Source organism: Egibacteraceae bacterium, assembly GCA_040905805.1.
In the GTDB taxonomy this organism is placed as follows: Bacteria; Actinomycetota; Nitriliruptoria; order Euzebyales; family Egibacteraceae; genus DATLGH01.
Genome location: JBBDQS010000068.1, coordinates 1 through 24,270, shown reverse-complemented (window position 1 = coordinate 24,270; position 24,270 = coordinate 1). Strand labels below are relative to the sequence as shown.

The window sequence follows — 24,270 nt, the reverse complement described above, 5'->3', positions numbered from 1 at the left end:
CCGCCACGCGGCGCGACAGCTCGTCGGCCAGATCCCCGTCCCCGACCGCGGCGAACCGCTCTCGCACGGTCCCCAGGGCCAGCTCGCGGACCTGCAGCCGCGCTCGGTCGAGTCGACGCTGCGCCCGCTGCCCACTGCGCTCGCTCCAGGCGACGTGCCGGTCGAGCTCGTCGGCCAGGGCGGCGACTCCCGTGCCGTCGGCGGCCACGGTCCGGGCCACCGGCGGCACCCAGTCCGGCGACGCCTCACCCCCCATCCTCAGCATCTCCTGCAGCTCGCGGACCGTGCGGTCGGCGCCTTGCCGATCGGACTTGTTGACGCAGAAGACGTCGGCGACCTCCAGGATGCCCGCCTTGGCCGCCTGGATCGCATCGCCCATGCCCGGGGCCACGGTGACCAGCGTGGTGTCCGCCGTGGAGGCGATCTCGACCTCGGCTTGTCCCACGCCCACCGTCTCCACGACGACCAGGTCGAACCCGGCCGCATCCAGGACCAGCACAGCCTGGGGGGTGGCCCACGACAGGCCACCGAGGTGGCCCCGGCTGGCCATGGACCGGACGAAGACGCCCTCGTCGAGGACGTGCTCCTGCATGCGGACGCGGTCTCCCAGCAACGCACCGCCCGAGAACGGCGAGGATGGGTCCACCGCGACCACCGCGACCGTGCGGTCGCGTCGACGCCACTCCGTGACCAGCGCGTTGGTCAACGTCGACTTGCCCACCCCCGGCGAGCCGGTGATCCCGAGGATCCATGCCCGCCCGGTGTGGGGATGCAGGCGAGCCACCGCGTCCCGCAGCCGCGCCTGCGACCCGTCCTCGACACGGGTCAGCAGCCGAGCGATGGCCCGGCGCTCACCGGCGAGCAATCGGTCGACGAGCTCCGCGGCATCCATGTCGCCGCGAGGCTACCGCCTGCGCGCGTGCGGACCCTGAGCCGGCCCCCTACAGCGTCTCAAGGATCAGGGCGTCGCCCTGCCCGCCACCCCCGCACAGCGCCGCAGCGCCCCGGCCGCCGCCCCGGCGGATCAGCTCCGCGAGCAGCGTGATGGTGATGCGGGCGCCCGTGCAGCCGATCGGGTGGCCGAGGGCGATCGCCCCGCCGTTGACGTTGATCTTCGCCGCGTCGAGGTCCAGCAGTCTGGCGGAGTGGATCGCCACGGACGCGAACGCCTCGTTCATCTCGTAGAGGTCCAGACCGCGCGGATCGAGGTCGGCCCGGCGTGCCGCCTGCTCGATGGCCTGCGCCGGCTGGTGGTGCAGCGACGGGTCCGGACCGGCCACGGAGCCGTAGGAGACCACCCGCGCCAGCGGGGCCAGGCCCAGTTCGCCGGCCTTCGCCCTGCTGGTGAGCACGAGGGCCGCCCCCCCGTCGGAGACCTGGCTCGCGTTGCCGGCCGTGATGGTGCCGTCCTCCGCGAACGCCGCCGCGAGGCGGGCGAGGGACTCGGCCGTGGTTCCCGGGCGCATGCCCTCGTCCTGGTCGACGGTCGTTGGCTCGCCGCGGCGCTGGGGCACGGCGACCGGCACGACCTCGCCGGCGAAACGGCCGTCCTTCCACGCCGACACGGCCCGCTCGTGGGACATCGCCGCCCACTCGTCCTGCGCCGACCGGCTGATGGTGTGACGGGCGTTCATGCGGTCGCTGGCTGCCCCCATGTGCTCGTCGTCGAAGGCGCACCACAGGCCGTCGCGGATCATCGAGTCGACCAGCGTGCCGTCCCCCATGCGGTAGCCCGTCCGGGCCTTCGGCAGCAGGTAGGGCGCGTTCGACATGGACTCCATGCCGCCCGCCACGACCACGTCGGACTGACCGAGACGGATGGTGGCATCAGCCGACGCCACCGCGCTCATGCCCGACAGGCACACCTTGTTCACGGTCAGCGCTGGCACCCGCATGCCGAGACCGCCGTTGCGGGCCGCCTGCCGGGCGGTGATCTGGCCCTGCCCCGCCTGGAGCACATGGCCCATGATCACCGACTCGACGTGGTCCGGGGAGGCCCCGGCGTGGGCGAGTGCCCCGGCGATGGCGTGCCCACCCAGGTCCATGGCGGTCAGGGCGGACACGCTACCCCCGAACTTGCCGATGGGGGTGCGCGCATAGCCGACGATCACAGCGTCTTGCATGCTCATCCCTTCGCTGGCGTGCTCCGGCCATCATCCCACGCTGCGGGCTTCGGCACGCAGCCTCCACGCCCAGCGGAACTTGCTGCCATGATCGTCGGCATGGCCGCCGACTTCACCCTTGACCGCTTCCTCGACATCCCCCGCGTCGCCGGGCTCGCACTGTCCCCCGACGGCGGCAGGCTGGTCACGACCGTCGCCCGCCGTGGGCCCAAGCGCTTCGTCACGGCCCTCTGGGAGCTCGACCCCACCGGAGCCCAACCGCCACGGCGGCTGACCCGCTCCGCCCCGGGCGAGTCCGGCGCGGCGTTCCTGCCCGACGGGTCGGTGCTGTTCACCTCGGCACGCCCCGATCCGGACGCAGCGGAGGACGCGACCGAGGACGAGGAGACCGCCGGGCTCTGGCTGCTGCCGGCCGCCGGCGGCGAGGCGTGGCTGGCCGCCGCCCCGCCCGGTGGGGTGCAGGCCGTCGGTGTGGCCCGGGACGCCGGCAGCGTCGTGCTGCTCTCGGCGGTTCATCCCGACGCGGAGGACTGGGCAGCCGACCGGGCCCGCGCAAAGGCGCGCACGGACGTCGGCGTGTCCGCCCGGCTCTTCGAGCGCTACCCGATCCGTTACTGGGACGACTACGTCGGCCCCCGCCAGGGGCGCCTGACCGTAGCGGTCGGGCCGGTCACACCCGGCGAGGACCACCTGGCGCTCTCCGAGCTCACGCCCCACCCCGGATGGGGACTCCACGGCGTGCAGCTCGACGTGACGCCTGACGGGCGCTCGGTGGTCGCGGGATGGCGCCGCGAGACCCCCGACCCCACGGTGCTGGCGATCGACCTGGTGCAGATCGACGCCACCACGGGGGCCAGGCGGGTGCTGTGCGCCGACGGCGCCCAGTACGGCGGCGTGACCTGCTCCCCCGACGGGCAGTGGGTTGCCTGCGTCCGCGACGGCGTGAGCACGCCCGAGGGGCCCGGTGACCGCACCCTCGTGCTGGTCGACCTGACGACCGGTGAGCACCGCGACCTCGCGGTCGGCCTCGACCGGCGTCCCCCCCCCCCCCCCCCCCGGACTCGGCAGCCGTGGTGTTCACCGCCGACGACCGCGGGCACACGCTGCCGTTTCGCGTGGAGCTCGCCACTGATGCCGTGACCCGGTTGGCGACACAGGGCGCCTTCGACAGCCTCTGCGTCGCACCGGACGGCACCGCCGTGTACGCCCTGCGGTCGGCGATCGATCGGCCTCCGCAGGCGGTCGTCCTCGACGCGCACGCACCCGAGCAGGAGCCGCGGGCCCTTCCGACGCCCGGCGCGGACACGGTCGTCCCCGCCACCGTGCACCGCCTGGAGGCGACCGCGGCCGACGGCACCAGCGTCCCGTCGTGGCTGGTGCTGCCCCCGGGCGCCACCGCGAGGACGCCGGCACCCCTCGTGGTGTGGGTCCACGGCGGGCCGGTCGCCTCCTGGACGGGATGGCACTGGCGCTGGAACCCCCACGTGCTCGTCGAGCGGGGATACGCCGTCCTGATGCCCGATCCCGCCCTGTCCACCGGGTACGGGCACGGCTACATCGCGCGGGGCTGGGGACGGTGGGGCGCCGAGCCCTACACGGACCTGCTGGCCGCGGTCGACGGCGCCTGCGGCCGTGCCGACGTCGACCACGGCCGGACGGCGTTGATGGGCGGGTCGTTCGGCGGGTACATGGCCAACTGGGTCGCCGGGCACACCGACCGGTTCGCCTGCATCGTGACGCACGCGAGCCTCTGGGACCTCGGCCAGTTCCACGGCTCCACCGATCTCGGCGTCTGGTGGGAGCGCGAGTTCGGCGATCCCTACACGGACCCCGCCCGCTACGCCGAGCACAGCCCCGCCGGGCACGTCGACCGCATCCGCACCCCGATGCTCGTCATCCACGGCGACCGGGACTACCGGGTCCCGGTCGGCGAGGCCCTCAAGCTCTGGACGGACCTGTCCCGCCACGGCGTCGAGGCGAAGTTCCTCTCCTTCCCCGACGAGCACCACTGGATCCTGAAGCCCGCGAACATCCGGCTGTGGTACGAGACCGCCCTGGCCTTCCTCGACCACCACGTGCGGGGAAGACCGTGGCGCCGTCCCGACCTCCTCTGACGCCCGGCACCTCGTACCTGCTCACCCGTCACCGGCAGCCGGCGGTTCGCCCTCCACCGACGGTTCGCCCTCCACCGGCGCTGCGTCCTCGACGGGTCGCCCACGCGTATCCAGGAAGGTCGTCGGCGGGGGGCCATCCTGGCTGTCGTCCACCGACCACACGGCCAGCACCACCTGACCCCCGGACGCCGGATACGCCAGCCAGTACGGGCCGCGGTCCTGCAGCAGCCATGCGGACCCCCCGGGGGCGACGCGCTCGCTGCCCTGGACCGCGGCGTCGTCACCGCGGCAGCAGACGGGCTCGGGCGGCCCCAGCGCCACCTCCGTGTCGGGGGCCTCCGCCGCCCAGCTGGCCCAGGTCTCCCACGCGCGCCCGTCCCACTGCGCGAAGCAGGTGACCTGCAGCAGCGCTTCGGTGCCCTGCTCCTCACCGCGCACCGACACGGCCAGCCCCTCGGGCGTGACCACCGAGGAGCGCACCGTCGGGGCGAACTCCCACTCCGCCAGGCCCGCGCAACGCTCGAGGTCTCCCAGGGGGTCATCGACCACCCCGACGAGGACCACCGGACGATCGACCGCGTCGTGGAGCTCCGGCGGCACGGGCGGGAGCGACGTGCCGTCGGGCTGTTCGGTGGGGACCCCGGCCGCGTCCACGGGGGCCTGCGGCACCGGCGGGTTGATCTGCTCGAAGGCGATCGTCGCCACGGCGGCGACCGCAACGAGCAGCACGACGGTCGCGGCGAGCAGCACGGGCTCCCGCCACAGCGGGCGGGTACGGTCACCCGCCAAGGGTGCCCCACCTGGCCCTCCGACCATCCTCGTGAACCGCACGCGCCGCCATGTGCTGTCTCAGGCTAGACCACGCCCTTGCCGACGCTGAACCGCCCCACCCGCCGCGGCTACACTCCCCGCACCGTCGAGACCAGGAGCTGCCGTGCACCTGCAGCGCATCGATCACGTCGGATACGCCGTGGAAGACCTCGCGGAGGCGATCGACTACCATCGGCGTCTGTACGGCGCGGAGGTGGCGCACCGGGAGCGCATGGAGCGCGACGGGGTCGACGAGGCGCTGCTCGCCGTGGGAGACAGCTTCATCCAGCTGCTCGCCCCGACGCGCGACGACTCGCCGGTGGGTCGCTTCCTGGAGCGCAACGGTCCGGGTGTGCACCACGTCGGCTACGGCGTGGCCGACGTGGCCGCCACACTCGCCGACCTGAAGGAGCAGGGTGTGCGGGTGGTCGACGACCACCCGCGACCCGGGTCGCGCGGCTGCACGGTGGCGTTCCTGCACCCCAAGGGCGCGATGGGGGTCCTGGTCGAGCTCGTCGAGGATCCGGTACGCTCCCGGGACGAGCAGGACGCACGGCGCGGGCCTACACTCGGACCGTGAGCCTGTTCGACCGTTTCCGTCGCAAGCGCCGCGCCACCCCGTCCGGACCTGCCCCATCGGGCAAGACCCTCGGTGAGCTGAAGGCGTTCATCACCAGCCGTCAGGGTGTCGAGGCCTACGTCGAACCGCCCACGTCGGTGTACGCCATGTCGGTGTGCCTCGTCGCGGCCGACGGCGAGTACATCCGCCGGCCGGTCAAAGACGGCAAGCAGGCCAAGGAGCTGTGCGCCGACGCTGGCGTGCCCCTGTACGACGCCCGCATCGTGGGGTACCCCAAGCGCATGCGTGACTACCAGAAGGGGGTCCCCCAGGCGGGGATCCGCCTCGAGGACCTGCCCCCCCTGGACACGACCGACGAGGCCGACCCCCGGCCCGATGGGCGCGACGACTGAGGGCTACGCGGCGAGGCGCACCGACTCCACGGCGACGTCCTCGGAGGGCTTCTCCCCGCGCAACCGGACCCCGGCGATGCGGTCCACGGTCTCCATCCCGCTCGTGACCTCGCCGAAGACCGAGTACTGGGGCGGCAGCCCCACGTCGTCCAGGCAGATGAAGAACTGGCTGCCGTTGGTGTCCTTGCCGGAGTTGGCCATCGCCAGCGTGCCGCGGGGATAGCCCCGCTTGTTCGCTGCGGCCAGCTCGTCCGCGAACTTGTAGCCGGGACCGCCGCTGCCGGTGCCCGTGGGGTCACCCATCTGGACCACGAACCGGGGCACCACTCGGTGGACGATGGTGCCGTCGTAGAAGCCCTCGCCGGCCAGGAACGCGAAGTTGTTCGCGGTCTTCGGTGCCTCGTCGTTGTACAGCTCCACGACGATCTCGCCGTGGCTGGTGGTGATCGTCGCCTGGTAGCGGTCCTCGTCGCCGAGAACCTGCTGCGGCTGGTCGAACTGCATGCTCACTCCGTTTCGATGGTCACAGACTCCATGTACACGTCTTTCAGGGGCGTCTCGCCCTCGGCCTCAATGGCGCCGATGCTGCGCAGCACATCGAGCCCTTCGACGGTCTGGCCGAACTTCGCGAAACTGGGCTCCAGTCCGAACTCGCCGTACACGAAGAAGAACTGGCTCCCCGCGCTGTCCGGGCCGGAGTTGGCCATCGCGACCGACCCCGGAGGGTACCCCTCCTCCTCGGCGGCCTCGAGCTCGTCGGACAGGGTGTAGCCGACCTGCCATCCGGCGTCGTTGTTGCCGGCACCGGTCTGCAACGCCGAGATTGAGGTCGCGTTGCGGAAGATCTCCAGCCCGTCGAAGAAGCCCTCCTGGGCCAGGAACACGAAGTTGTTGACCGTCTCGGGTGCACGTTCCTCGAGGAGGTCGATCACCACCTCACCACAGGACGTCGTGATGACCGCCCGGTAGTCCACGCCGTCCTCCAGGACCTGCGCGGGCTCGTCGAACGTGGGCTTCTCCTCGCCGGCGCCCGGTGGCGGCGGCGCGGGCTCGCAGGCCTGCACCTCGGCGACCTCCTCACCATCCTCACCATCCTCACCCTCGCCCTCATCCTCGCCCTCATCCTCGCCCTCATCCTCGGCCGCTTCCTCAGCCTGCTCCTCGAGCTCTTGGAGCAGCTCATCGAGCTCGCTGTCGGCGAGCGACTCCTCCTCCTCGAGGCTGAGCCACACGAGCACGCCGCCGAGACCCACGATGATCACCACGACGATCAGGGTCATCAGGTTGCGCTGCCGCTCGGCCTTGGCTGCTGCGCGGCGTTCCGCTTCCCGCTGGGCCTTGCGTTCCTTCTTGTGCTGCTTTCCGGACACGGTGAGCTCCTGAGCTAGGCAGTGGCGAGCGTCAACCCGCCGTCGACCACGATGACCTGACCGGTAAGGTAGGACGAACGGGCGCTCGCCAGAAATGCGACGCACTCGGCGATCTCCGTTGCCTCACCCCAGCGCTGGAGTGCGCTGCCCTTCACGAACGCCTTCTCGGCCTCCGGATCCTCCCAGACGGCCCGGTTGAGCTCCGTCTTGATCCACCCGGGCGCGAGGGCGTTCACCCGCACGCCCGCGTGGCCCCACTCCGCCGCGCACGTCCGGGTGAGCGAGATCAGGGCAGCCTTGGCGGCGCCGTACGCCACGAGCGAGGGCGCGGCACCGACCCCGGCGTAGGACGCGACGTTGACCACGGACCCCCCTTCCTGTGCGACCAGGATCCGAGCCGCGGACTGCAGCACCCAGAACACCGACGTGAGGTTCAGCCGCAGCAGCTTGTCCCACCCCTCGGGCCTCGTATCCAGGACCGACGCCATGAAGCCCGTCCCGCCGGCGTTGTTGACCACGACGTCCAGACCTCCCAGGACGGCGACGGCCTTGTCGACCATGCTGCGCGCTTGGGCCTCCCGGGTGAGGTCGGTCGGGATGACCGTGGTGCGCGCCCCGTGCTCCGCGCAGCGGGCCGCCGTCTCCGCGAGGGCGTCGGCGCCGCGCGCCGCCAGCGCCACATCGAAGCCGTCTCGGGCCAAGGCCACCGCGCTCTCCTCGCCGATGCCCCGGCTCGCGCCGGTCACGAGCGCGACCTGGCGGGTCACGTGTTGGATCTCCGCACTTCCAGCCGCCAGCAGTGCCGGTGCCAGTGCCGTCGGAGGTCGCTGTCCCCCTCGGGCCAGACCACCACGTGGCTCTCCCCCGCCGGGACGGGGTTCCCGCACTCCGGGCACACGTAATCCTTGCCGGCGTTCGCCGCATCGACCCGCTTGACCTCGTAACCGTCGAGCGCCAGCTCGTCGCCGCCACCAGCCGGCGCCAGCAGGTCGCCCAGGTCACGCAGGGCCTGGGGATCCTGCCAGGGGCGGGTCGCTCGCTTCTTCCTGCTGCCCTTGCTCATCTCTGCACTCCACCCAGCGTCAACACCAACGCGAGTCCCTCGTCGCTGCCACGCCAGAGCTCGTAGATCACCGCGTACCCGGCACCGGCGATCAGGCGCCGCACCGCGACGACCAGAATGCTCAGATCATCCACCAGACCGAGGATCGGAATCCTGTCGGGGATCACATCCACCGACCAGGCAAGGTAGCCGACAGCCAGGGCCGCCACGACCTTGTCCTGAACCGACACGCGAGGATCTCGCACGAGATCCACAATCAGCATTATGACGTCCCGGGCGAACCGCAGCAGCGGCCAGCCGGGCGTGCCCCACGCCTCCTCCGCCTCCCGCATGGACTGCACGCGCTGCCAGAGGCCACCGCCGGCTTCCCGACGGCGGCCGTGGGGTGGTCCTGGCACTGCCGAGGGGGACCTGCTGCTCATCCGTAGACGTGGAAGCCGCGGCCGCTCTTGCGTCCCAGGTAGCCCGCGCTGACCATGTGCCCCAGCAGGTCGGCCGGGGCGAATCCGGGCTCGCGGAACTCCGCGTGCAGTGCCCGGCAGATCTCCAGGGTGACATCGAGCCCGACCACGTCCATCAGCTCGAACGGACCCATCGGGTGCCCGCAGCCCAGCTTCATCGCAGCGTCGATGTCGGTGACGGTCGCGTAGCCCTCGTCCAGCATCTTGACGGCGTCGTTCAGGTAGGGGAACAGCAACGCGTTCACGATGAACCCGGCACGATCCCCGCAGACGGCCGCGTGCTTGCCGAGCCGCTGGGTGAACGCCCGCGCCTGCTCGAGCACGGCAGGAGCGGTGCGAGCGGTGGGCACCACCTCGACGAGGCGCATGCGGGCGGCGGGGTTGAAGAAGTGCAGTCCCAGCACCTGCTCGGGACGCTGCGTCGCCATCGCACAGGCGATCACCGACCGGCTCGACGTCGTGGTGGCCAGCACCGCGGTGGGTTTGGCGTGCCGGTCCAGCTCGGCGAACAGCCCGCGCTTCAGCTCCAGGTCCTCCGCGATGGCCTCGATCACCACGTCGCAGTCGGCCACGTCGGCGACATCGGCGGTGGGGTGGATGCGGTGCAGGACGGCGTCACGCTCGCCGGCGGCGAGCCTGCCGCGCTCCACGGCCTTGTCGAGGCTCCTGGCGACCGCCAGGGCGGCCTGGCCGGCCTTGTCGGCGGTCCGTCCCCGCAGCGCCACGTCGAAACCCGCTCGGGCGCTCACCTCGGCGATGCCCGCGGCCATGGTGCCCGTCCCGAGCACGCCCACGCTGGACCACGCGGCGACGGCGGCTGGGTCCGCGGCGCCGGGCTCCACCACGTCCCCCTCGTGCACGTGGGGGCTGTTGGGCTCGACGTAGCGGTAGAACCCGCGGCCGGTCTTGCGGCCCTTGAAGCCGGCGGTGAGCAACTGGCGGATCATGGGCCGTGGTGCGTGGCGGGTGTCGCCGAACTGCTCGTACATCCGCTCCATGATCGCATTGGCGCTGTCGAGACCGATGAGGTCCATGACGGCGAGGGGGCCCATGGGATGCCCGGCCCCGAACTGCATCGAGGAGTCGATGTCCTCGCGGGTCGCGTAGCCGGCCTCCAGCATGCCGACCGCTTGATTGAGGTACGGGAAGAGCAGCAGGTTCGCGACGAAGCCGGCACGGTCGTGCACCACCACCGGGGTCTTGCCGATCCGCTCGGCGAAGGCACGGGCCGCGTCGATGACCGCAGGCGACGTGACGACGGTGGTGATGAGCTCGATCAGCGGCATGACCGGAGCAGGGTTGAAGAAGTGGAAGCCGACCACGCGGTCCGCCCGTCGGGTGTCGACCGCGATGCCGGTCACCGCCAACGAGGACGTGTTGGTCGCCAGGATCGCCTCGGCCGGCAGGACCCGGTCCAACGTCCGGAAGGTCTCGTGCTTCAGGGCGACCTGCTCGGGGACGGCCTCCACGACGAGGTCCGCCTCGACCAGGACGTCGTACGCCGTGGCGCCGGAGATCCGTCCGAGCACGGCCTCCTGGTCCTCCGCCGTCAGCTTGCCGCGGGTGACCGCGCGTTGCAGGCTCTGGCTGATGCGCTCGTAGCCGTCCGCCACCTTCTCCGCGGAGACCTCGACGAAGCTCACAGGCATGCCGGCCCGGGCGACGACCTCGCAGATCCCGGCGCCCATGGTTCCACAGCCGACGACCCCGACGCGTCCGATCTCCACGCCCCTACCCCTGCCCGAGCCCGGTGAGCAGCAGGGCGACGCTCGCAGCGTTGAACACGGCATGGACGATGATCGGGATCACGAGCGTCCCCCGCCAGTGGTAGAGCCACGCGAACAGCATCCCCAGCGGCACGAGCCTCGCCAGCAGGAGCGCACCGCCGAGGAGGTCCTCGGTCTGGTTGAGGTGCACGAATCCGAAGATGAGCGCTGACAGCACGATCCCCGCCCAGAGCCCCACCCGCTTGACCAGCGCCGGGAACACGAACCCCCGGAAGAACAGCTCCTCGGCGATGGGTGCCACCACGAGCGCGCTGAACACGAGGATCGGCGCCGTCTGCGGGTCCCGGGCGGCATCCCGGAGGTGCTGCTGGACGGCCGGGATGTCCCGGCCGAGCAGGTCCAGGACCAGGGCGATCGCCAGGCCCACGCCCGCCGTGATCACGACCACGCCGAGGACGCCGGCGCCGAGGCCGACGAGGGCGTCGCCCAGGCGCGGGCGCCGACCCACCAGCCTCCTGACGGCTCCGCGGTGACGCGCCGCCACCCAGGCGACCGTGGTGAGCCCGAGCGTGGCGAGGGTCAGCGGGGCGAAGATGGCGTTGACGACGGCGTCGGGAAGGCCGGCGGGCAGCAGCACCTCCATCGCCATGCCGGCGATCACGGTGACAACGGCCGCCAGGACGAAGACGATCAGCACGTCGCCCAGCCCCCAGGGGACGGACCGCAGGTCCGACGGCTCCGGGCCGCCTCCTTGCCCGACTGCCCCGGGCTGCGGGGGCGGGGGCGGGAGCGGGGACCGGGGCGGAGGCCAGGTGGTCATGCTAGGCGGCCCCGACGGCCAGACCGGCCTCGTCGCCGGTCTGGCGCTCGACGTCGGCGCCGAGCGCGCGCAGGCGGCCGGCGAGATCGGTGTAGCCGCGGTCGACGTGGCGTCCGCCCCGCACCACCGTCTCCCCCTCGGCGACCAGCCCGGCGATCACCAGCGCCGCGCCTGCTCGCAGGTCCGGCGACTCCACGGTGGCGCCGCGCAGGCGCCGCGCACCGCGGACGATGGCGTGGTGGCCTTCGAGCGCGATGTCCGCACCGAGTCGGTTCAGCTCGGCGATGATCGAGAAGCGCCCCTCGTAGACGTTCTCCGTGAGCATCGACGTGCCGGCCGCCTGGGACAGCAGCACGAGGAACAGCGGTTGCAGATCCGTCGGGAAACCCGGGTAGGGCAGGGTCACCACGTCGACGGCTCGCCGGGGCGAGGACCCGCGCACCGCGAGCGTGCCGTCGCCCTCCTCGATCTCGGCCCCGATGGCGGTCAGCTTGTCGAGCGCCAGACGCAGGTGGTCCGGCACGACGTCCTCGATGGTGACGTCCCCGCCGGTCACGGCCGCCGCGACCGCGTACGTGCCAGCCTCGATGCGGTCGGGCAGCACGGCGTGCTCCGCTGGGTGCAGCGCATCCACGCCCCGCACCACCAGCTCAGTGGAGCCGATCCCGCTGATCTCGGCGCCCATCGAGGTCAGGAACGCCGCCAGATCCGCGATCTCGGGTTCACGGGCGGCGTTGGCGATGCGGGTCGTCCCACGGGCGGTGACCGCCGCCATCAGCAGGTTCTCGGTGGCACCGACGCTGGCGAACGGCAGCTCGATGTCCGCGCCGCGCAGGGGCGCCGCCCGCGCCTCGACGAAGTCGGGCCCGTAGGTGATGTCCGCGCCCATGCGGGTGAGTCCCGCCAGGTGCATGTCGATGCCCCGCTCCCCCAGGTTGCAGCCGCCCGGCATCGCGAGGCGCACCCGTCCCCGACGGGCCAACAGGGGCCCCAGGACGACGATGGAGGCCCGCAGCCGGCGGGCCAGGTGCGCGGGGGTGGACACGCCCACCTCGCCGGGGACGTCGAGGACGTAGACGTCGCCGTCCCGGGCGACCGCCACCCCCAGGTGCCCCAGCACCGCGGTCATGACCTGCATGTCCCCGATGTCGGGGACGTTGCGGAGGACGGTCCGGCCCTCTGCCAGGAGTGCGGCGGCGGCCAGCTTCAGTGCGGAGTTCTTCGCCCCGCTGATGCGAACAGTCCCGGAGAGCGGACGACCGCCACGAACGATGAAGGCATCCATTGTCCTCGGCAGTCTACCCACGACCTCGCCCACTGCCGCCCCATCCGGCCAGGAACTTGTCCGGTCGGGGGCGCCCCTACTCGTCGATGCCGGCCAGCCGCAGGCGCAGCTGGGCACGCTCGAGCTCGGCCTGCGCGTCGCCGGTGTACGTGTCGTCCGCCAGGTGCTGCTCGGCACGGCGCCGCGCCGCCTTGGCGCGGTCCACGTCGATGTCGGTCGCGAGCTCGGCGATGTCCGCCAACACGGTCAGCTGGTTCTCCCGAACCTCGAGGAACCCGTGGTGCACCGCGACGACGACCTCGTCGCCCTCGACGGTGCGCACCCGCACCGGCGCGGTCTGCAGCGCCAGCAGGGCCGGCTGGTGCCCCGCCAGGATGCCGATCTCCCCGTCGAGGGAGCGCGCGAAGACCGCCTCGGCCTCCCCTGAGAACAACCGCTCCTCCGCGGAGACGACATCGACCTGCATCGCAGCCATAGCTAGCCCTCCAGGGTCTTGGCCTTGGCTTGGGCTTCCTCGATGCCCCCGACGTTGTAGAACGCCTGCTCCGGCAGGTCGTCGAACTCGCCGCTGATCAAGCCCTCGAAGCTCTCGATGGTCTCCGCCAGCGGCACCGTCTTGCCGGGCAGGCCGGTGAACTGCTCAGCCACGTAGAACGGCTGGGAGAAGAAGCGCTGGACCTTGCGCGCCCGCTGCACGGTGACCTTGTCCTCCTCGGTGAGCTCGTCCATGCCGAGGATCGCGATGATGTCCTGCAGGTCCTTGTAGCGCTGCAACGTCTCCTGCACCTTGGTGGCGACGTCGTAGTGGCGCTGGCCCACGACCTGCGGGTCGAGGATGCGCGAGTTGGAGTCCAGGGGGTCCACCGCCGGGTAGATGCCGAGCTCGGTGATGGCGCGGGACAGCACCGTCTGGGCGTCGAGGTGGGCGAACGTCGCGTGCGGGGCGGGGTCGGTGATGTCGTCGGCGGGGACGTACACGGCCTGCAGGCTCGTCACCGACCGCCCCTTGGTGGAGGTGATGCGCTCCTGCAGGATGCCCATCTCGTTGGCGAGCGTGGGCTGGTAGCCCACGGCGCTGGGCATGCGCCCGAGCAGCGTGGACACCTCCGAGCCCGCCTGGACGAAGCGGAAGACGTTGTCGACGAACAGCAGCACGTCCTGGCGTTCCTCGTCGCGGAAGTACTCGGCCATGGTCAGCGCCGACAGCGCCACCCGCAGGCGCACCCCGGGGGGCTCGTCCATCTGGCCGAACACCAGGGCGGCCTTCTCCAGGACGCCGGACTCCTGCATCTCCAGCATGAGGTCGTTGCCCTCGCGCGTGCGCTCCCCCACGCCGGCGAACATCGACACCCCGCCGTGCTGCTCGGCCACCCGGTAGATCATCTCCTGGATGACCACCGTCTTGCCGACGCCGGCACCGCCGAACATGCCGATCTTGCCGCCCTCGACGTAGGGCTCGATGAGGTCGATCACCTTGATGCCCGTCTCGAACATCTTCGACTGCGGCTCGAGCTCGTCGAACGGGGGCGGGTCACGGTGGATCGGCCAGTAGGCGTCCGGCGAGATCTCGTCGACGGACACGTCGAGGGGCTCGCCGAGCACGTTGTACAGGTGCCCGAGGATCCCCGGACCGACGGGCACCGAGATCGGTGCCCCCGTGTTGCGCACCTTGGTGCCCCGGACGACCCCGTCGGTCGGCTGCATGACGATCGCCCGGGCCACCCGGTCACCGATGTGGCCGGCGATCTCGGCGGTCAGGGTCTGCGTCCCCTCGTCCACGGTGCGCTCGAACTTCAGGGCCGTGTAGATCGGGGGTAGCGCACCGGGTGGGAACTCCACGTCGATGACGGGGCCGACGACGGTGAGGATACGGCCGTCCTCGAGGTCGGCGTCCGGCGGCGGGGTTGCGGTCTCGGTCATGGCTGTGCTCCTAGGTGGACAGGGCCTCGGCCCCGCCGACGATCTCGGAGATCTCGGTGGTGATGGACGCTTGGCGGGCACGGTTGGACTCGCGGGTGAGGTCCTCCACGATGTCGCCGGCGTTGTCGGTGGCGGCCTTCATCGCCCGCTGCCGGCTGGCGTGCTCGCTGGCTGCGGACTCGAGTAGGGCCGCGTACAGGCGGTGCTCGACGTACCGCGGGATGAGGCGGCTCAGGATCGTCGCGGGGTCGGGTTCGAACACGAACTGGGGCGGGAACTCATGGCCGCCCTCGAAGGACTTGGCATCCACGGGCAGCAGCTTCGCGACACTCGCGACCTGGTTCAACGCGGAGCGGAAGTCGGTGTAGGCCACCCACACCCGGTCGATGCGTCGCTCCTGGTAGGCCTGGGTCACCGCTTGTCCGACCGTGATCGCGTCGGCGTACCGCGGCTGGTCGCTCATCCCGGTCCACAACTGCTCGAGGGGCTCCTCGCGGTAGCGGAAGTACGTCTCGGCTTTGCGCCCCACGGCGTAGAGCAGCAGGTTGCGCCCCTCCTCGCGCTCCTTGGCCATGAGGCGCTCGGCACGACGCAGGATGTTGGTGTTGTAGGCGCCCGCGAGGCCGCGGTCGGAGGTGACCACGATGATGCCCACGCCCTCGATGTCCGCCCGCGTCTCCAGGAGCGGGTGGTCGGCGACCGCCGACTCCGTGGTGAGGTCCCGGATCACCCGGGTGATCATCTCCGCGTAGGGCCTGGCCGCCTCGACCTGGTTGCGCGCACGAGCGATGCGGCTGGCCGCGATCAGCTCCATCGCCCGCGTGATCTTCTGCGTCGACTTGACGCTGCGAATCCGCCGGCGTAGCGCACGCATCTCACCTGCGCCTGGCACGGGTTGACTCCTCTCGTGGTGTCGTGGTTGCTGGAGCCCGCAGGCTAGGCCGGGGTGTCGGTGGCCGTGCTCTCGTCCTCGTCCTCGTCCTCGGACCGCAGCGTGTCCAGCGACTCCTGGGTGCGGTGGTCCTCGGGCTCGTCCACCTCCGAGGGCCGGAACGACTCCTTGAACGCCTCGACGAGCTTCTCGAGCTCGCCGACGCGCTCGTCGGTCAGCTTCTCGGAGCGCAGCGCCGTCAGCAGGTCGGTGTGGCGAGCCTGCGCGTACTCGCGCAGCTCCGACTCGAAGCGCCGGGCGTCGGGCACCGGGATGTCGTCGAGCTTGCCGTTGGTCACGGCCCAGATCACGAGCGTCTGCTCTTCGACCGGCACCGGGGAGTACTGCGGCTGCTTGAGGACCTCCACGATCCGTGCCCCGCGGTCCAGCTGGGCCTGCGAGGCCTTGTCGAGCTCCGAGCCGAACTGGGCGAACGCCTCGAGCTCGCGGTACTGCGCAAGCTCCAGGCGCATCGTGCCCGAGACCTTCTTCATGGCCGCCCGCTGAGCGGACCCCCCCACGCGGGACACCGAGATGCCCACGTTGATGGCGGGGCGCACACCCTGGAAGAACAGGTCGGTCTCCAGGTAGATCTGACCGTCGGTGATCGAGATCACGTTGGTCGGGATGAACGCGGAGACGTCGCCGCCCTTGGTCTCGATGATCGGCAGCGCGGTCAGCGACCCGCCCCCGAGATCGTCGGACAGCTTGGCGGCCCGCTCCAGCAGGCGCGAGTGCAGGTAGAACACGTCGCCGGGGTAGGCCTCGCGGCCGGGCGGGCGGCGCAGGAGCAGCGACAGCTGGCGGTAGGAGTCGGCCTGCTTGGACAGGTCGTCGTAGACGATCAGGGCGTGCTGGCCCGCATACATCCAGTACGACCCGATCGCGGCGCCGGCGTAGGGCGCGATGTACTGGAACGGCGCCGGGTCCGACGCGGTGGCCGACACGACGGTGGTGTACTCCAGGGCGCCGGCCTGCTCGAGTTTGTTGACGATATCGGCGACGGTCGAGCCCTTCTGCCCGATCGCCACGTAGATGCACTTGACCTGCTGCTTCGGGTCACCCGTGGCCCAGTTCTGGCGCTGGTTGATGATGGTGTCCACGGCGACGGCGGTCTTGCCGACCTGCCGGTCGCCGATGATGAGCTCACGCTGGCCGCGCCCGATGGGCGTCATGGCGTCGATCGCCTTGATGCCGGTCTGCATCGGCTCCTTCACGGGCTGGCGGTCGACCACACCGGGAGCCTGCACCTCAAGGCCACGGGTCCCGTCCAGCTTGGACTCGTCCAGAGGCCCCTTGCCGTCCAGGGGACGGCCCAGCGAGTCCACGACCCGGCCCAGGTAGGCGTCGCCGACCGGGACCGACAGCACCTGCCCGGTGGGCTTGACCTCGTCGCCCTCCTCGACCTCGGCGACGTCGCCGAGCAGCACCGCGCCGATGCTGTGCTCGTCGAGGTTCAGCGCCAAGCCGAACAGACGGCGTCCGTCGTCGGCCAGGCCGAAGTCCAGCAGCTCGTTGGCCATGGTGGCCGGGAGCCCGGACACCCGGGCGATGCCGTCGCCGGACTCGATCACCCTGCCGACCTGCTCGCGGGCAGGGCGGTAGGCGTAGTCGTCGACCTTCGCCCGCAACGCGTCGGTGATGTCCTCGGGCCTCAGGGTGATGTCCGTCATCGCATGCTCCTCAAATCGCCATTCCATGGCGGTCGCTGCGCGACCGCCTCCCCCGGCACAGCGGAGAATCGTCCTCGCAGGCTCGAAGCGATTCTCATCTCAACTGGCGCCCGTCAGGCGCCCTCGCAGCTCGGCGAGCCGCCGGGCGACGCTGCCGTCGATCACGGTGTCGCCCATCTTGACCACCATGCCACCGACCACGTCGGCGTCCACGATCACCTTCAGCTCCACGGCGGACCCGCTCGACTGCGCGAGTGCGGCCGTCAGCTGCTGCTGCTGGTGGTCGGTCAGCGGCACGGCCACCCGGGCCTCGGCCACCACAGCCGACCGCGCCGCGGCCGCCAGCGACACGAGCGCGTCGGCGATCTCGGTCATCTGCCGGGCGCGGCCGGACTGCACGATCCACATGACGGCGCTGGCGGTCTGGGGATGGCCGCCCAGCAACTCGTCGAGCACGGCGTGCTTGGCCCCGATGTCGACCGCCGGGTCGACCAGGCGGTCACGCAGCGCAGGGGTGCTCTCGACGGTGCGCGCGAAGCGAAACAGGTCGTCCTCGACCCTGCTGAGTGCGCCCTCGGCCCGCGCCACCTCCAGGATCGCCCGCGCATACGCCAGGACGGCTGGGTCTGCTGTCTGCCGGGGGTCGCTCACCAGGAGTGCCCTTCGCTGCGGTGGACGGCGGCCATCTAGTTCAGTCCCGACAGCTCGTTGATGTACTGGTCCACGAGCTGCTGGTGCTGGGTGGCGTCGAGCTCGCGCTGGACGATCTTGCCGGCCAGCTCCACCGACAGCGCGGCGACCTGACCGCGGAGGTCCTGCACGAGGCGCCCCCGCTCGGCGGCGATGTCCTCGCGGGCACGGGAGACGAGTTGGCTCGCCTCCTCCTCCGCCTTGCGCAGGGCCTCTTCCCGCTGCCGCTCGGCCTGCGCTCGCGCGTCCTCCACGATGTCGTTGGCCTGGTTGCGGGCGTCGGCCAGCTGCTCCTCGTACTCCCGGCGCAGCTGCTCGGCCTGCGAGCGCTGCGACTCGGCTTCCTCGATCTGGCCCTGGATCTTCGCGCTGCGCTCGTCGAGCATCGCGTTCATCTTCGGGAAGACGAACTTGCTCATGAAGGCCATCAGCAGCGCGAACGCCACCAATCCCCAGATGAGCTCCGCCTCGTGGGGGACGAGCTCGAGGCCCGTGCCCTCGCCCTCCACCGCCAGCTGCATGGTTGCGAGCATCATGTCCTCGCTCCTTGGGAGAGTGCCCTAGCCCTGAAGAATGAACGCGAGCACGAAGCCGAGCAGTGCGAGCGCCTCGATGATCGCGATGCCGATGAACATCGTGGTCCGCACCATCCCGGCGGCTTCGGGCTGGCGGGCCATCGCCTCGATGGCCTTGCCGACCATGATCCCGAGGCCGATGCCCGGCCCGATCGCGGCCAGCCCGTAGACGAGCCCTGGTCCTATCGATTCCATCGCTGTGCTCCTTGTACGGCGCCGTGCGCCTCGGTCGATGACAGGGGGTGAACTAGTGCGCGGGGTTCAGGGACGACTCGATGTAGACCGCCGTCAGCATGATGAAGATGTAGGCCTGCAGGCAGATGATGAAGAACTCGAAGCCGAACACCAGCGGTGAGGCAACCAGGGCGAAGATGCCGACCGGCAGCCCGGGCCCCAGCACGAGGAAGGCGTGGATCGTGATGAGGGTGATGACCACGAGGATGTGCCCGGCGACCATGTTGGCGAAGAGCCGGATGGCGAGGGTGAAGGGCCGCAGGATGAGGGCGGAGACCAGCTCGATCGGTGTCAGGATGAAGTACACCGGCTTCGGGACATCCGGGGGGAAGGCGATGTCCTTCAGGTAGGTGAGCGGACCCTGCGTCTTCATGCCGAGGTAGATGTACAGCACCCAGGCGATGACAGCCAGGAACAGCGGGATCGCGATCCGCGAGGTGGGCGGGAGCATCATGAACGGGGTGATCTTCGCCAGGTTGTTCAACAGGATGAAGATGAACATCGTCAGCAGCAGCGGGACGAAGCGGGAGCCCTGGGGCCCGATGATCTCGATCGCCACGCGGTCCCGGACGAAGGACACGATGGCCTCCGCGAGGGCCTGCAACCGATTCGGGACGATCCGCGGGGAGTTGAACGCGATCCCGAACAACGCCATCGCCACGAGCACCGAGGTGAATATGATCAGCACGGTGCGGTTGATGGAGAGGTCCAGCCCGAACAGCTCCCAGCCCTCCGTGAAGGGCAGGGCGGGGAATTTGAACAGCTCCCCGATGTCCTCGGGCAGCTGCCAGGGGTCGCCGTAGCCGCCGACGGCCACGTTGGCGCGGAAGAACGTCACGTCTCACCTGCTCCTTGTCGGGATCATCCCGAGCTCGCCCGGACCCAGAAGAATGCCGGCGTCCGGCTGACAACACGAATCTCGTAGGCGAGCGTCGTCACGAACCCGATGAGGGCGGCCGCGGCCAGGCTCGGCCGGTGCAGTCCGTCGAGGGAAGCCAGCACCGCCAGCGCGGTAGCGTAGCCCGCCAGCCGCACCCCCACCCCTGCGAGGCTCACCCCGACGACGACGGACGGCGCCTGGGTGCGCACGCGACCGAGCGCGAGGCCCGTCAGCCCGAACAGCGCGAGCACGAGCAGGAGCCCGGCCAGGGCGCCCGCCGCGCCCCCGGGCCCGGCGATCCACCAGGCGCCGGCGACCACCGGTGGGGAGAGCACGGCGAGCACTCGTGCGGCGGCGGCGGCCATGGCCCGTTCGGGGCAGTGCCCCGGGCCTGCGCGACGGTGCTCAACCTCCTCCACGTGGCGCTTCACTTCCTTCTGTTGTCGCTGCTGTTGAGGCTGCTGTTGTCGACGGTGCGGGGGGGGCGGCCGAGATGTTCGTTCGCAACCAGACCAGGTACAGACCGGCGGCGAACCCCACCATCACCCCGAACCCGAAGAACCAGTGCGCGGTGCCGAGCCACCTGTCGAGCAGCCAGCCAGCACCTGCCCAGACGAGGATGCCCGAAAGCAACTCCAGCGACATGACGTTGAAATGATCAACCCCGGTCATGGAGGCCCCGACAACGGAGTGCCAGTCTCCCGACGACGAACCGTCGTTTGGGGGGGGTGACACGCCTGTGTGCGAGGGTTCCGACGGGGTCATGTCCGCGGGTAGTCTACGCATGCCGCGACAAGGGTGTCAAAGGCGGTCCCGGGAGCGTTTGCGCAGGTCAGCGGGCGAATCCGGGTCAGGTGGGTCGGACTTTGTGAAAGAAGACACAAACCGACGGGCCCGCCCGTCGCCGCGATGCCGCGCCCGTCGCAGGCGACCCACGACCATCGCGACCAGCGGGGCGGCCACGCCGATCCCCAGCACAACCGCCACCGCGGACAGCGGCAGCAGGCTCACCCCGACCCCCGTGAACGCCAGCAGGGCCGACCAGTAGTACATGATCAGCACCGCTCTCCGCTGGGAGTGGCCGATCTCCACCAGCCGGTGGTGCAGGTGCTTCTTGTCGGGGCTGAAGACCGCGCGGCCGCCACGCAACCGCCGCAAGATGGTCCAGACCGTGTCGGCGAAGGGGACGGCCAGCACCAGGGCGGGTACGAGCACTGGGATCGAGAAGGCCGCGAAGGCCCCGCGACTGGGCTGGATCGTCCCGCCGATGGCCGAGACTCCCGCGGCGGCCAGCAGCAGGCCGAGCAGCATCGCCCCCGTATCGCCCATGAAGATCGACGCGGGGTTGAAGTTGTAGATGAGGAAGGCCAGGCACGCCCCGATGACGGCAGCGAGCACCAATCCAGACGACGACGGCAGCCCGTCGGTGACGGCCTGGGAGAGTTGCACGTAGGCGAAGAGCGCGCCGGCGGCGATGGCCACGATGCCCGCCGCCAGACCGTCGAGACCGTCGATGAGGTTGACCGCGTTGATCATCGCCACGACCACGACGATGGTGACGATGGCCGCGAGGTCGGGGCCGAGGACACCGACGGTGCCCCGAGGAAAGTTTACGAAGGGAAGGTAGACAAACGTCAGGTTGACGCCCGAAAGGGCGAGCGTGCCCGCCGCCACCACCTGGCCGGCGAGCTTGGCGGGAGCGGAGATGCCCCGGATGTCGTCGAGCAGGCCGAGGGCGACGATCACGAGGCACGCCAGCACGATCGCCTGCGGCTCGCTCGTCTCCGCGAACACCGCCCTGATGTCCGCACTGGGCAGGAGCGAGGCGACCCCCAGGCCCGCCAGCACCCCGACGAACAGCGCCAAACCCCCGAGACGGGGGGTGGGCAGCTCGTGCACCCGGCGCTCGTCGGGTTGGTCGATGGCACCGACGCGAAGGGCCAGCCGGCGTGCCGCGGGTGTCGCCACCACGACGGCGGCGAATGCCGCCAGGGCGACCGCCAGCTCGTTCAGCACGCGCCGGGCCGGGTCAGCCGGTGGCAGGCAGGGTCGGGTAGACGGGGAAGCGCCCGACCAGCTCGGCGACCTCGGTGCGCACGGCCTCCACCTCGGCCTCTGACTTCAGCACACGACCGATGAACCGGGCGATCTCGCCCATCTCCGCCGGGCCCATGCCCTGGCTGGTGACCGACGCGGTCCCGATGCGCACCCCGGAGGCCACCATCGGTGGACGCGGGTCGTAGGGGATCGCGTTCTTGTTCAACGTGATCCCTGCGGCGTCGCAGCGCGCCTCCGCCTCGGCCCCGGTGAGGTCCAAGGGCGACAGGTCGGCGAGCAGGTAGTGGATGTCGGTTCCTCCGGACACCATGCGCAGGCCCTCGCCGGTGAGGGCCTCGGCCAGGGCCCGCGCGTTCGTGACCACCTGCGCGGCGTACGCCGAGAACGACGGCTCAGCGGCCTCCTTGAACGCCACGGCCTTGGCGGCGATGGCGTGCATGAGGGGTCCGCCCTGCAGCATGGGGAAGACCGCCTTGTCGACGGCTTTCGCCAGGTCCGCCCCGCACAGGATCGTCCCGCCGCGGGGTCCCCGTAGGGTCTTGTGCGTCGTGAACGTGACGATGTCGGCATACGGCACCGGTGACGGGTGCGCGCCGCCGGCCACGAGGCCGGCGAAGTGGGCCGCGTCGACCAGCAGCTTGGCACCCACCTCGTCCGCGACCGCACGGAAGGCCGCGAAGTCAATCGTGCGGGGGTAGGCGGTGTACCCGGTCACGATCACCTTGGGGCGGTGCTCCCGGGCCAGGGCGGCGATGGCCTCCATGTCGAGCAGCTCGGTGTCCTGCGCCACTCCGTAGGTCGCTGCCTTGAACCACTTGCCCGTGAAGTTCACCTTGGAGCCGTGGGTCAGGTGGCCCCCGTGGGCCAGCGACATGCCCAGAATCGTGTCACCCGGCTCGACACCGAGCGCGACGTAGGCGGCCATGTTCGCCTGCGCGCCCGAGTGCGGCTGGACGTTGGCGTGCTCCGCGCCGAACAGGCTCGTCACCCGTTGGATCGCCAGGCGCTCCGCGACATCGACGTACTCGCAGCCGCCGTAGTAGCGCCTGCCGGGGTAGCCCTCGGCGTACTTGTTGGTGAGCACGCTGCCCTGTGCGGCCATCACGGCCGGCGACGTCAGGTTCTCGCTGGCGATCATCTGCAGCTTGTTGCGCTGCCGGCCGAGCTCGTCGGCGATGGCCTGGGCGATCTCGGGGTCTGCGGCGGCCAGTTCGCTGTTCTGGACAGTCATGCGGGCTCCTGTTCTCCCCGTGCCGCTTCGATCTCGGTGATCTGGTCGATGCGCTGCTGGTGCCGACCGCCCTCGAACTCGGTGGCGAGCCACAGCCCGACGATCTCGTCGGCCAGGCCGGCCGCCACGATGCGCCCTCCCATGGCCAGGACGTTGGCGTCGTTGTGCTCGCGCGACATCCGTGCGGTGTAGAGGTCGTGGCACAAGGCGGCACGGACGCCGGCAACCTTGTTCGCGGCGATCTGCTCGCCTTGTCCGCTGCCGCCGAGGACGATACCGCGGTCGGCGGCGCCGCCAACGACCGCACGGCCGACCGCGGCGCAGATGGGGGGGTAGTTGACGGACTCGGTCGAGTTGGTGCCGTGGTCGGCGACGGTGTGGCCGAGCCCTTCCAGTGTGGCGATCAGGTGCTGCTTGAGCGGGTAACCGGCGTGATCGGAACCTATGGCGATGCGCATGGGCGGTCGGAGCCCTTCCTCGTCGATGTCTGCGGGCGTGCTGTGCTCGTCTATCTCGGGGTCCTCGGGACGTCGTCCCCAGCCGACGGCACCGGTCACGACCAACCGGATGTCCTCCGAAGCGATCGCACCGGGGCGGAGCACGTGCGCCCCCCCACGGGTGACGTCGACGACCGTCGACGGCGGACCGGTGCAGGGCCCGCCATCAATGTAGAGTGCCACGTCGCCGTCGACGTAGCCTCCCACGTCGCCATCGACGTAGCCTCCCACGTCGCCATCGACGTAGCCATCGACGTAGCCTCCCACGTCGCCCTCATCGTCGCCATCGACGTCGCCCCTAGCCTCGCCGGCGCGGCCGGCCCCCGTGCACGCCAGCGGCCCGACCTCGGCGACCAGCTCCAGCAGGAAGTCCGCTGCGGGCATGCGCAGGCTGACGGTGCCCCGCGCGTCACCGAGATCCCAGCTCAGGCCCTCCGCAGCGGGAAAGACCATCGTGAGCGGACCAGGCCAGTAGGCGGCCATCAGGCGTTCAGCCGCGTCGGGGATGTGCTCGACCAGCCCGGACACCTGGCGCGGGCTGCGCACCACCACCGGGAGGGGCCCGCCGCCGCGCCCGCCCTTGAGGGACAGCAGGCGGCGGGGGGGCGGGGGGTCGCCGCCGGGGAGAACGCGTCGGCGACCAGCGCGTACACCGAGTCGGTGGGCACCACGACGAGGCCACCGGCCCGCAGGGCGTCAGCTGCATGCCGGCGGGCCCGCTCCGGCTCCTCCGCAAGGGCAATGGTCTCGCTCACCAGGCGGATGCTAGCGGTCGTGCCCGGATCCCCAGGCGTCATGCACATCCGCCCGGGCGCGGCAAGGAGCGAGCCCCGTGG

Annotated in this window: 29 protein-coding genes; 4 read left to right on the top strand and 25 right to left on the bottom strand. The window is 71.0% G+C overall.

Features of this window, described 5'->3' with window-relative positions; genetic code table 11:
* Both meaB and WD250_07590 read right to left on the bottom strand, forming a co-directional pair.
* On the bottom strand, window positions 1-892 hold an 892-nt coding region (meaB, locus tag WD250_07595), incomplete at its 3' end, for a methylmalonyl Co-A mutase-associated GTPase MeaB (GenBank protein ID MEX2620067.1).
* Window positions 893-941: 49 nt separating this feature from the next.
* Window positions 942-2,123, bottom strand: coding sequence for an acetyl-CoA C-acetyltransferase (locus tag WD250_07590; protein MEX2620066.1), 1,182 nt, complete (start codon window positions 2,121-2,123; stop codon window positions 942-944).
* Window positions 2,124-2,222: 99 nt separating this feature from the next.
* Between WD250_07590 and WD250_07585 the strand changes: the two genes are divergently transcribed.
* A complete protein-coding gene (locus tag WD250_07585; GenBank protein ID MEX2620065.1) occupies window positions 2,223-3,263 on the top strand; it encodes a hypothetical protein in 1,041 nt (346 codons plus the stop codon).
* Window positions 3,194-4,237, top strand: a complete 1,044-nt coding sequence (locus WD250_07580) for a S9 family peptidase (GenBank protein MEX2620064.1) — start codon at window positions 3,194-3,196, stop codon at window positions 4,235-4,237. Before WD250_07585 ends, WD250_07580 begins: the two co-directional genes overlap by 70 nt.
* Window positions 4,238-4,258: 21 nt before the next feature.
* Here WD250_07580 and WD250_07575 read toward each other — a convergent pair whose 3' ends face one another.
* Window positions 4,259-5,026: a hypothetical protein gene (locus WD250_07575; GenBank protein MEX2620063.1), complete on the bottom strand. Its 768-nt coding sequence runs from the start codon at window positions 5,024-5,026 to the stop codon at window positions 4,259-4,261.
* A gap of 145 nt (window positions 5,027-5,171) precedes the next feature.
* Between WD250_07575 and mce the strand changes: the two genes are divergently transcribed.
* On the top strand, window positions 5,172-5,627 hold the full coding sequence (mce, locus tag WD250_07570; GenBank protein ID MEX2620062.1) for a methylmalonyl-CoA epimerase: 456 nt from the start codon (window positions 5,172-5,174) through the stop codon (window positions 5,625-5,627).
* Entirely contained in the window at window positions 5,624-6,019 is a 396-nt protein-coding gene (locus WD250_07565; GenBank protein ID MEX2620061.1) for a hypothetical protein, read from the top strand. The genes mce and WD250_07565 overlap by 4 nt, the downstream gene beginning before the upstream one ends.
* A 3-nt stretch (window positions 6,020-6,022) precedes the next feature.
* Here the strand turns inward: WD250_07565 and WD250_07560 are convergent, their stop codons facing one another.
* From WD250_07560 to WD250_07455, 22 genes are all read right to left on the bottom strand, one after another.
* A complete protein-coding gene (locus WD250_07560; protein ID MEX2620060.1) occupies window positions 6,023-6,523 on the bottom strand; it encodes a peptidylprolyl isomerase in 501 nt (166 codons plus the stop codon).
* A gap of 2 nt (window positions 6,524-6,525) precedes the next feature.
* Window positions 6,526-7,389, bottom strand: coding sequence for a peptidylprolyl isomerase (locus WD250_07555; GenBank protein MEX2620059.1), 864 nt, complete (start codon window positions 7,387-7,389; stop codon window positions 6,526-6,528).
* A 14-nt stretch (window positions 7,390-7,403) separates the two neighbouring features.
* The gene (locus WD250_07550; GenBank protein ID MEX2620058.1) at window positions 7,404-8,156 is read right to left on the bottom strand and encodes an SDR family NAD(P)-dependent oxidoreductase; all 753 of its coding nucleotides are present in this window, start codon (window positions 8,154-8,156) and stop codon (window positions 7,404-7,406) included.
* Complete coding sequence (locus WD250_07545; GenBank protein MEX2620057.1) at window positions 8,153-8,452, bottom strand: hypothetical protein; 300 nt, start codon at window positions 8,450-8,452, stop codon at window positions 8,153-8,155. Before WD250_07545 ends, WD250_07550 begins: the two co-directional genes overlap by 4 nt.
* Window positions 8,449-8,784: a DUF1232 domain-containing protein gene (locus tag WD250_07540; GenBank protein ID MEX2620056.1), complete on the bottom strand. Its 336-nt coding sequence runs from the start codon at window positions 8,782-8,784 to the stop codon at window positions 8,449-8,451. The genes WD250_07545 and WD250_07540 overlap by 4 nt, the downstream gene beginning before the upstream one ends.
* 86 nt (window positions 8,785-8,870) lie before the next feature.
* Window positions 8,871-10,640: a 3-hydroxybutyryl-CoA dehydrogenase gene (locus WD250_07535; protein MEX2620055.1), complete on the bottom strand. Its 1,770-nt coding sequence runs from the start codon at window positions 10,638-10,640 to the stop codon at window positions 8,871-8,873.
* 4 nt (window positions 10,641-10,644) lie between these two features.
* On the bottom strand, window positions 10,645-11,337 hold the full coding sequence (locus WD250_07530) for a type II CAAX endopeptidase family protein (GenBank protein ID MEX2620054.1): 693 nt from the start codon (window positions 11,335-11,337) through the stop codon (window positions 10,645-10,647).
* A gap of 124 nt (window positions 11,338-11,461) precedes the next feature.
* Window positions 11,462-12,745: a UDP-N-acetylglucosamine 1-carboxyvinyltransferase gene (murA, locus tag WD250_07525; protein ID MEX2620053.1), complete on the bottom strand. Its 1,284-nt coding sequence runs from the start codon at window positions 12,743-12,745 to the stop codon at window positions 11,462-11,464.
* A gap of 76 nt (window positions 12,746-12,821) precedes the next feature.
* Window positions 12,822-13,220, bottom strand: coding sequence for an ATP synthase F1 subunit epsilon (gene atpC / locus WD250_07520; protein ID MEX2620052.1), 399 nt, complete (start codon window positions 13,218-13,220; stop codon window positions 12,822-12,824).
* A 2-nt stretch (window positions 13,221-13,222) separates the two neighbouring features.
* The gene (gene atpD / locus WD250_07515; GenBank protein MEX2620051.1) at window positions 13,223-14,665 is read right to left on the bottom strand and encodes a F0F1 ATP synthase subunit beta; all 1,443 of its coding nucleotides are present in this window, start codon (window positions 14,663-14,665) and stop codon (window positions 13,223-13,225) included.
* A 10-nt stretch (window positions 14,666-14,675) separates the two neighbouring features.
* Entirely contained in the window at window positions 14,676-15,557 is an 882-nt protein-coding gene (locus WD250_07510; GenBank protein MEX2620050.1) for a F0F1 ATP synthase subunit gamma, read from the bottom strand.
* Window positions 15,558-15,601: 44 nt separating this feature from the next.
* Window positions 15,602-17,269: a F0F1 ATP synthase subunit alpha gene (atpA, locus tag WD250_07505; GenBank protein MEX2620049.1), complete on the bottom strand. Its 1,668-nt coding sequence runs from the start codon at window positions 17,267-17,269 to the stop codon at window positions 15,602-15,604.
* A 99-nt stretch (window positions 17,270-17,368) separates the two neighbouring features.
* Window positions 17,369-17,920, bottom strand: coding sequence for an ATP synthase F1 subunit delta (atpH, locus tag WD250_07500; GenBank protein MEX2620048.1), 552 nt, complete (start codon window positions 17,918-17,920; stop codon window positions 17,369-17,371).
* A gap of 35 nt (window positions 17,921-17,955) precedes the next feature.
* Entirely contained in the window at window positions 17,956-18,495 is a 540-nt protein-coding gene (gene atpF, locus WD250_07495; GenBank protein ID MEX2620047.1) for a F0F1 ATP synthase subunit B, read from the bottom strand.
* A gap of 24 nt (window positions 18,496-18,519) precedes the next feature.
* Window positions 18,520-18,729 (bottom strand): F0F1 ATP synthase subunit C, encoded by a 210-nt coding sequence (atpE, locus tag WD250_07490; GenBank protein MEX2620046.1) that lies wholly within the window; start codon window positions 18,727-18,729, stop codon window positions 18,520-18,522.
* Window positions 18,730-18,781: 52 nt separating this feature from the next.
* A complete protein-coding gene (gene atpB, locus WD250_07485) occupies window positions 18,782-19,606 on the bottom strand; it encodes a F0F1 ATP synthase subunit A (GenBank protein ID MEX2620045.1) in 825 nt (274 codons plus the stop codon).
* Between the two features lie 23 nt (window positions 19,607-19,629).
* A complete protein-coding gene (locus WD250_07480; protein MEX2620044.1) occupies window positions 19,630-20,067 on the bottom strand; it encodes a hypothetical protein in 438 nt (145 codons plus the stop codon).
* The gene (locus tag WD250_07475) at window positions 20,054-20,320 is read right to left on the bottom strand and encodes an AtpZ/AtpI family protein (GenBank protein ID MEX2620043.1); all 267 of its coding nucleotides are present in this window, start codon (window positions 20,318-20,320) and stop codon (window positions 20,054-20,056) included. Before WD250_07475 ends, WD250_07480 begins: the two co-directional genes overlap by 14 nt.
* Before the next feature lie 129 nt (window positions 20,321-20,449).
* The gene (locus WD250_07470; GenBank protein MEX2620042.1) at window positions 20,450-21,664 is read right to left on the bottom strand and encodes an MraY family glycosyltransferase; all 1,215 of its coding nucleotides are present in this window, start codon (window positions 21,662-21,664) and stop codon (window positions 20,450-20,452) included.
* Window positions 21,665-21,677: 13 nt separating this feature from the next.
* Complete coding sequence (gene glyA, locus WD250_07465) at window positions 21,678-22,937, bottom strand: serine hydroxymethyltransferase (GenBank protein MEX2620041.1); 1,260 nt, start codon at window positions 22,935-22,937, stop codon at window positions 21,678-21,680.
* Entirely contained in the window at window positions 22,934-23,980 is a 1,047-nt protein-coding gene (rpiB, locus tag WD250_07460) for a ribose 5-phosphate isomerase B (protein ID MEX2620040.1), read from the bottom strand. The genes glyA and rpiB overlap by 4 nt, the downstream gene beginning before the upstream one ends.
* Complete coding sequence (locus tag WD250_07455) at window positions 23,917-24,189, bottom strand: Sua5/YciO/YrdC/YwlC family protein (GenBank protein ID MEX2620039.1); 273 nt, start codon at window positions 24,187-24,189, stop codon at window positions 23,917-23,919. Before WD250_07455 ends, rpiB begins: the two co-directional genes overlap by 64 nt.
* Window positions 24,190-24,270 lie beyond the last annotated feature (81 nt).

Bases quoted from the DNA above. Each gene is read 5' to 3' on its own strand.
- atpE (MEX2620046.1), bottom strand. From the start codon at position 18,729: ATGGAATCGATAGGACCAGGGCTCGTCTACGGGCTGGCCGCGATCGGG.
- WD250_07545 (MEX2620057.1), bottom strand. From the start codon at position 8,452: ATGAGCAAGGGCAGCAGGAAGAAGCGAGCGACCCGCCCCTGGCAGGAT.
- glyA (MEX2620041.1), bottom strand. From the start codon at position 22,937: ATGACTGTCCAGAACAGCGAACTGGCCGCCGCAGACCCCGAGATCGCC.
- WD250_07590 (MEX2620066.1), bottom strand. From the start codon at position 2,123: ATGCAAGACGCTGTGATCGTCGGCTATGCGCGCACCCCCATCGGCAAG.
- WD250_07585 (MEX2620065.1), top strand. From the start codon at position 2,223: ATGGCCGCCGACTTCACCCTTGACCGCTTCCTCGACATCCCCCGCGTC.
- atpA (MEX2620049.1), bottom strand. From the start codon at position 17,269: ATGACGGACATCACCCTGAGGCCCGAGGACATCACCGACGCGTTGCGG.
- WD250_07475 (MEX2620043.1), bottom strand. From the start codon at position 20,320: ATGACCGGGGTTGATCATTTCAACGTCATGTCGCTGGAGTTGCTTTCG.
- atpF (MEX2620047.1), bottom strand. From the start codon at position 18,495: ATGATGCTCGCAACCATGCAGCTGGCGGTGGAGGGCGAGGGCACGGGC.
- murA (MEX2620053.1), bottom strand. From the start codon at position 12,745: ATGGATGCCTTCATCGTTCGTGGCGGTCGTCCGCTCTCCGGGACTGTT.
- atpC (MEX2620052.1), bottom strand. From the start codon at position 13,220: ATGGCTGCGATGCAGGTCGATGTCGTCTCCGCGGAGGAGCGGTTGTTC.
- WD250_07540 (MEX2620056.1), bottom strand. From the start codon at position 8,784: ATGCGGGAGGCGGAGGAGGCGTGGGGCACGCCCGGCTGGCCGCTGCTG.
- WD250_07560 (MEX2620060.1), bottom strand. From the start codon at position 6,523: ATGCAGTTCGACCAGCCGCAGCAGGTTCTCGGCGACGAGGACCGCTAC.
- atpD (MEX2620051.1), bottom strand. From the start codon at position 14,665: ATGACCGAGACCGCAACCCCGCCGCCGGACGCCGACCTCGAGGACGGC.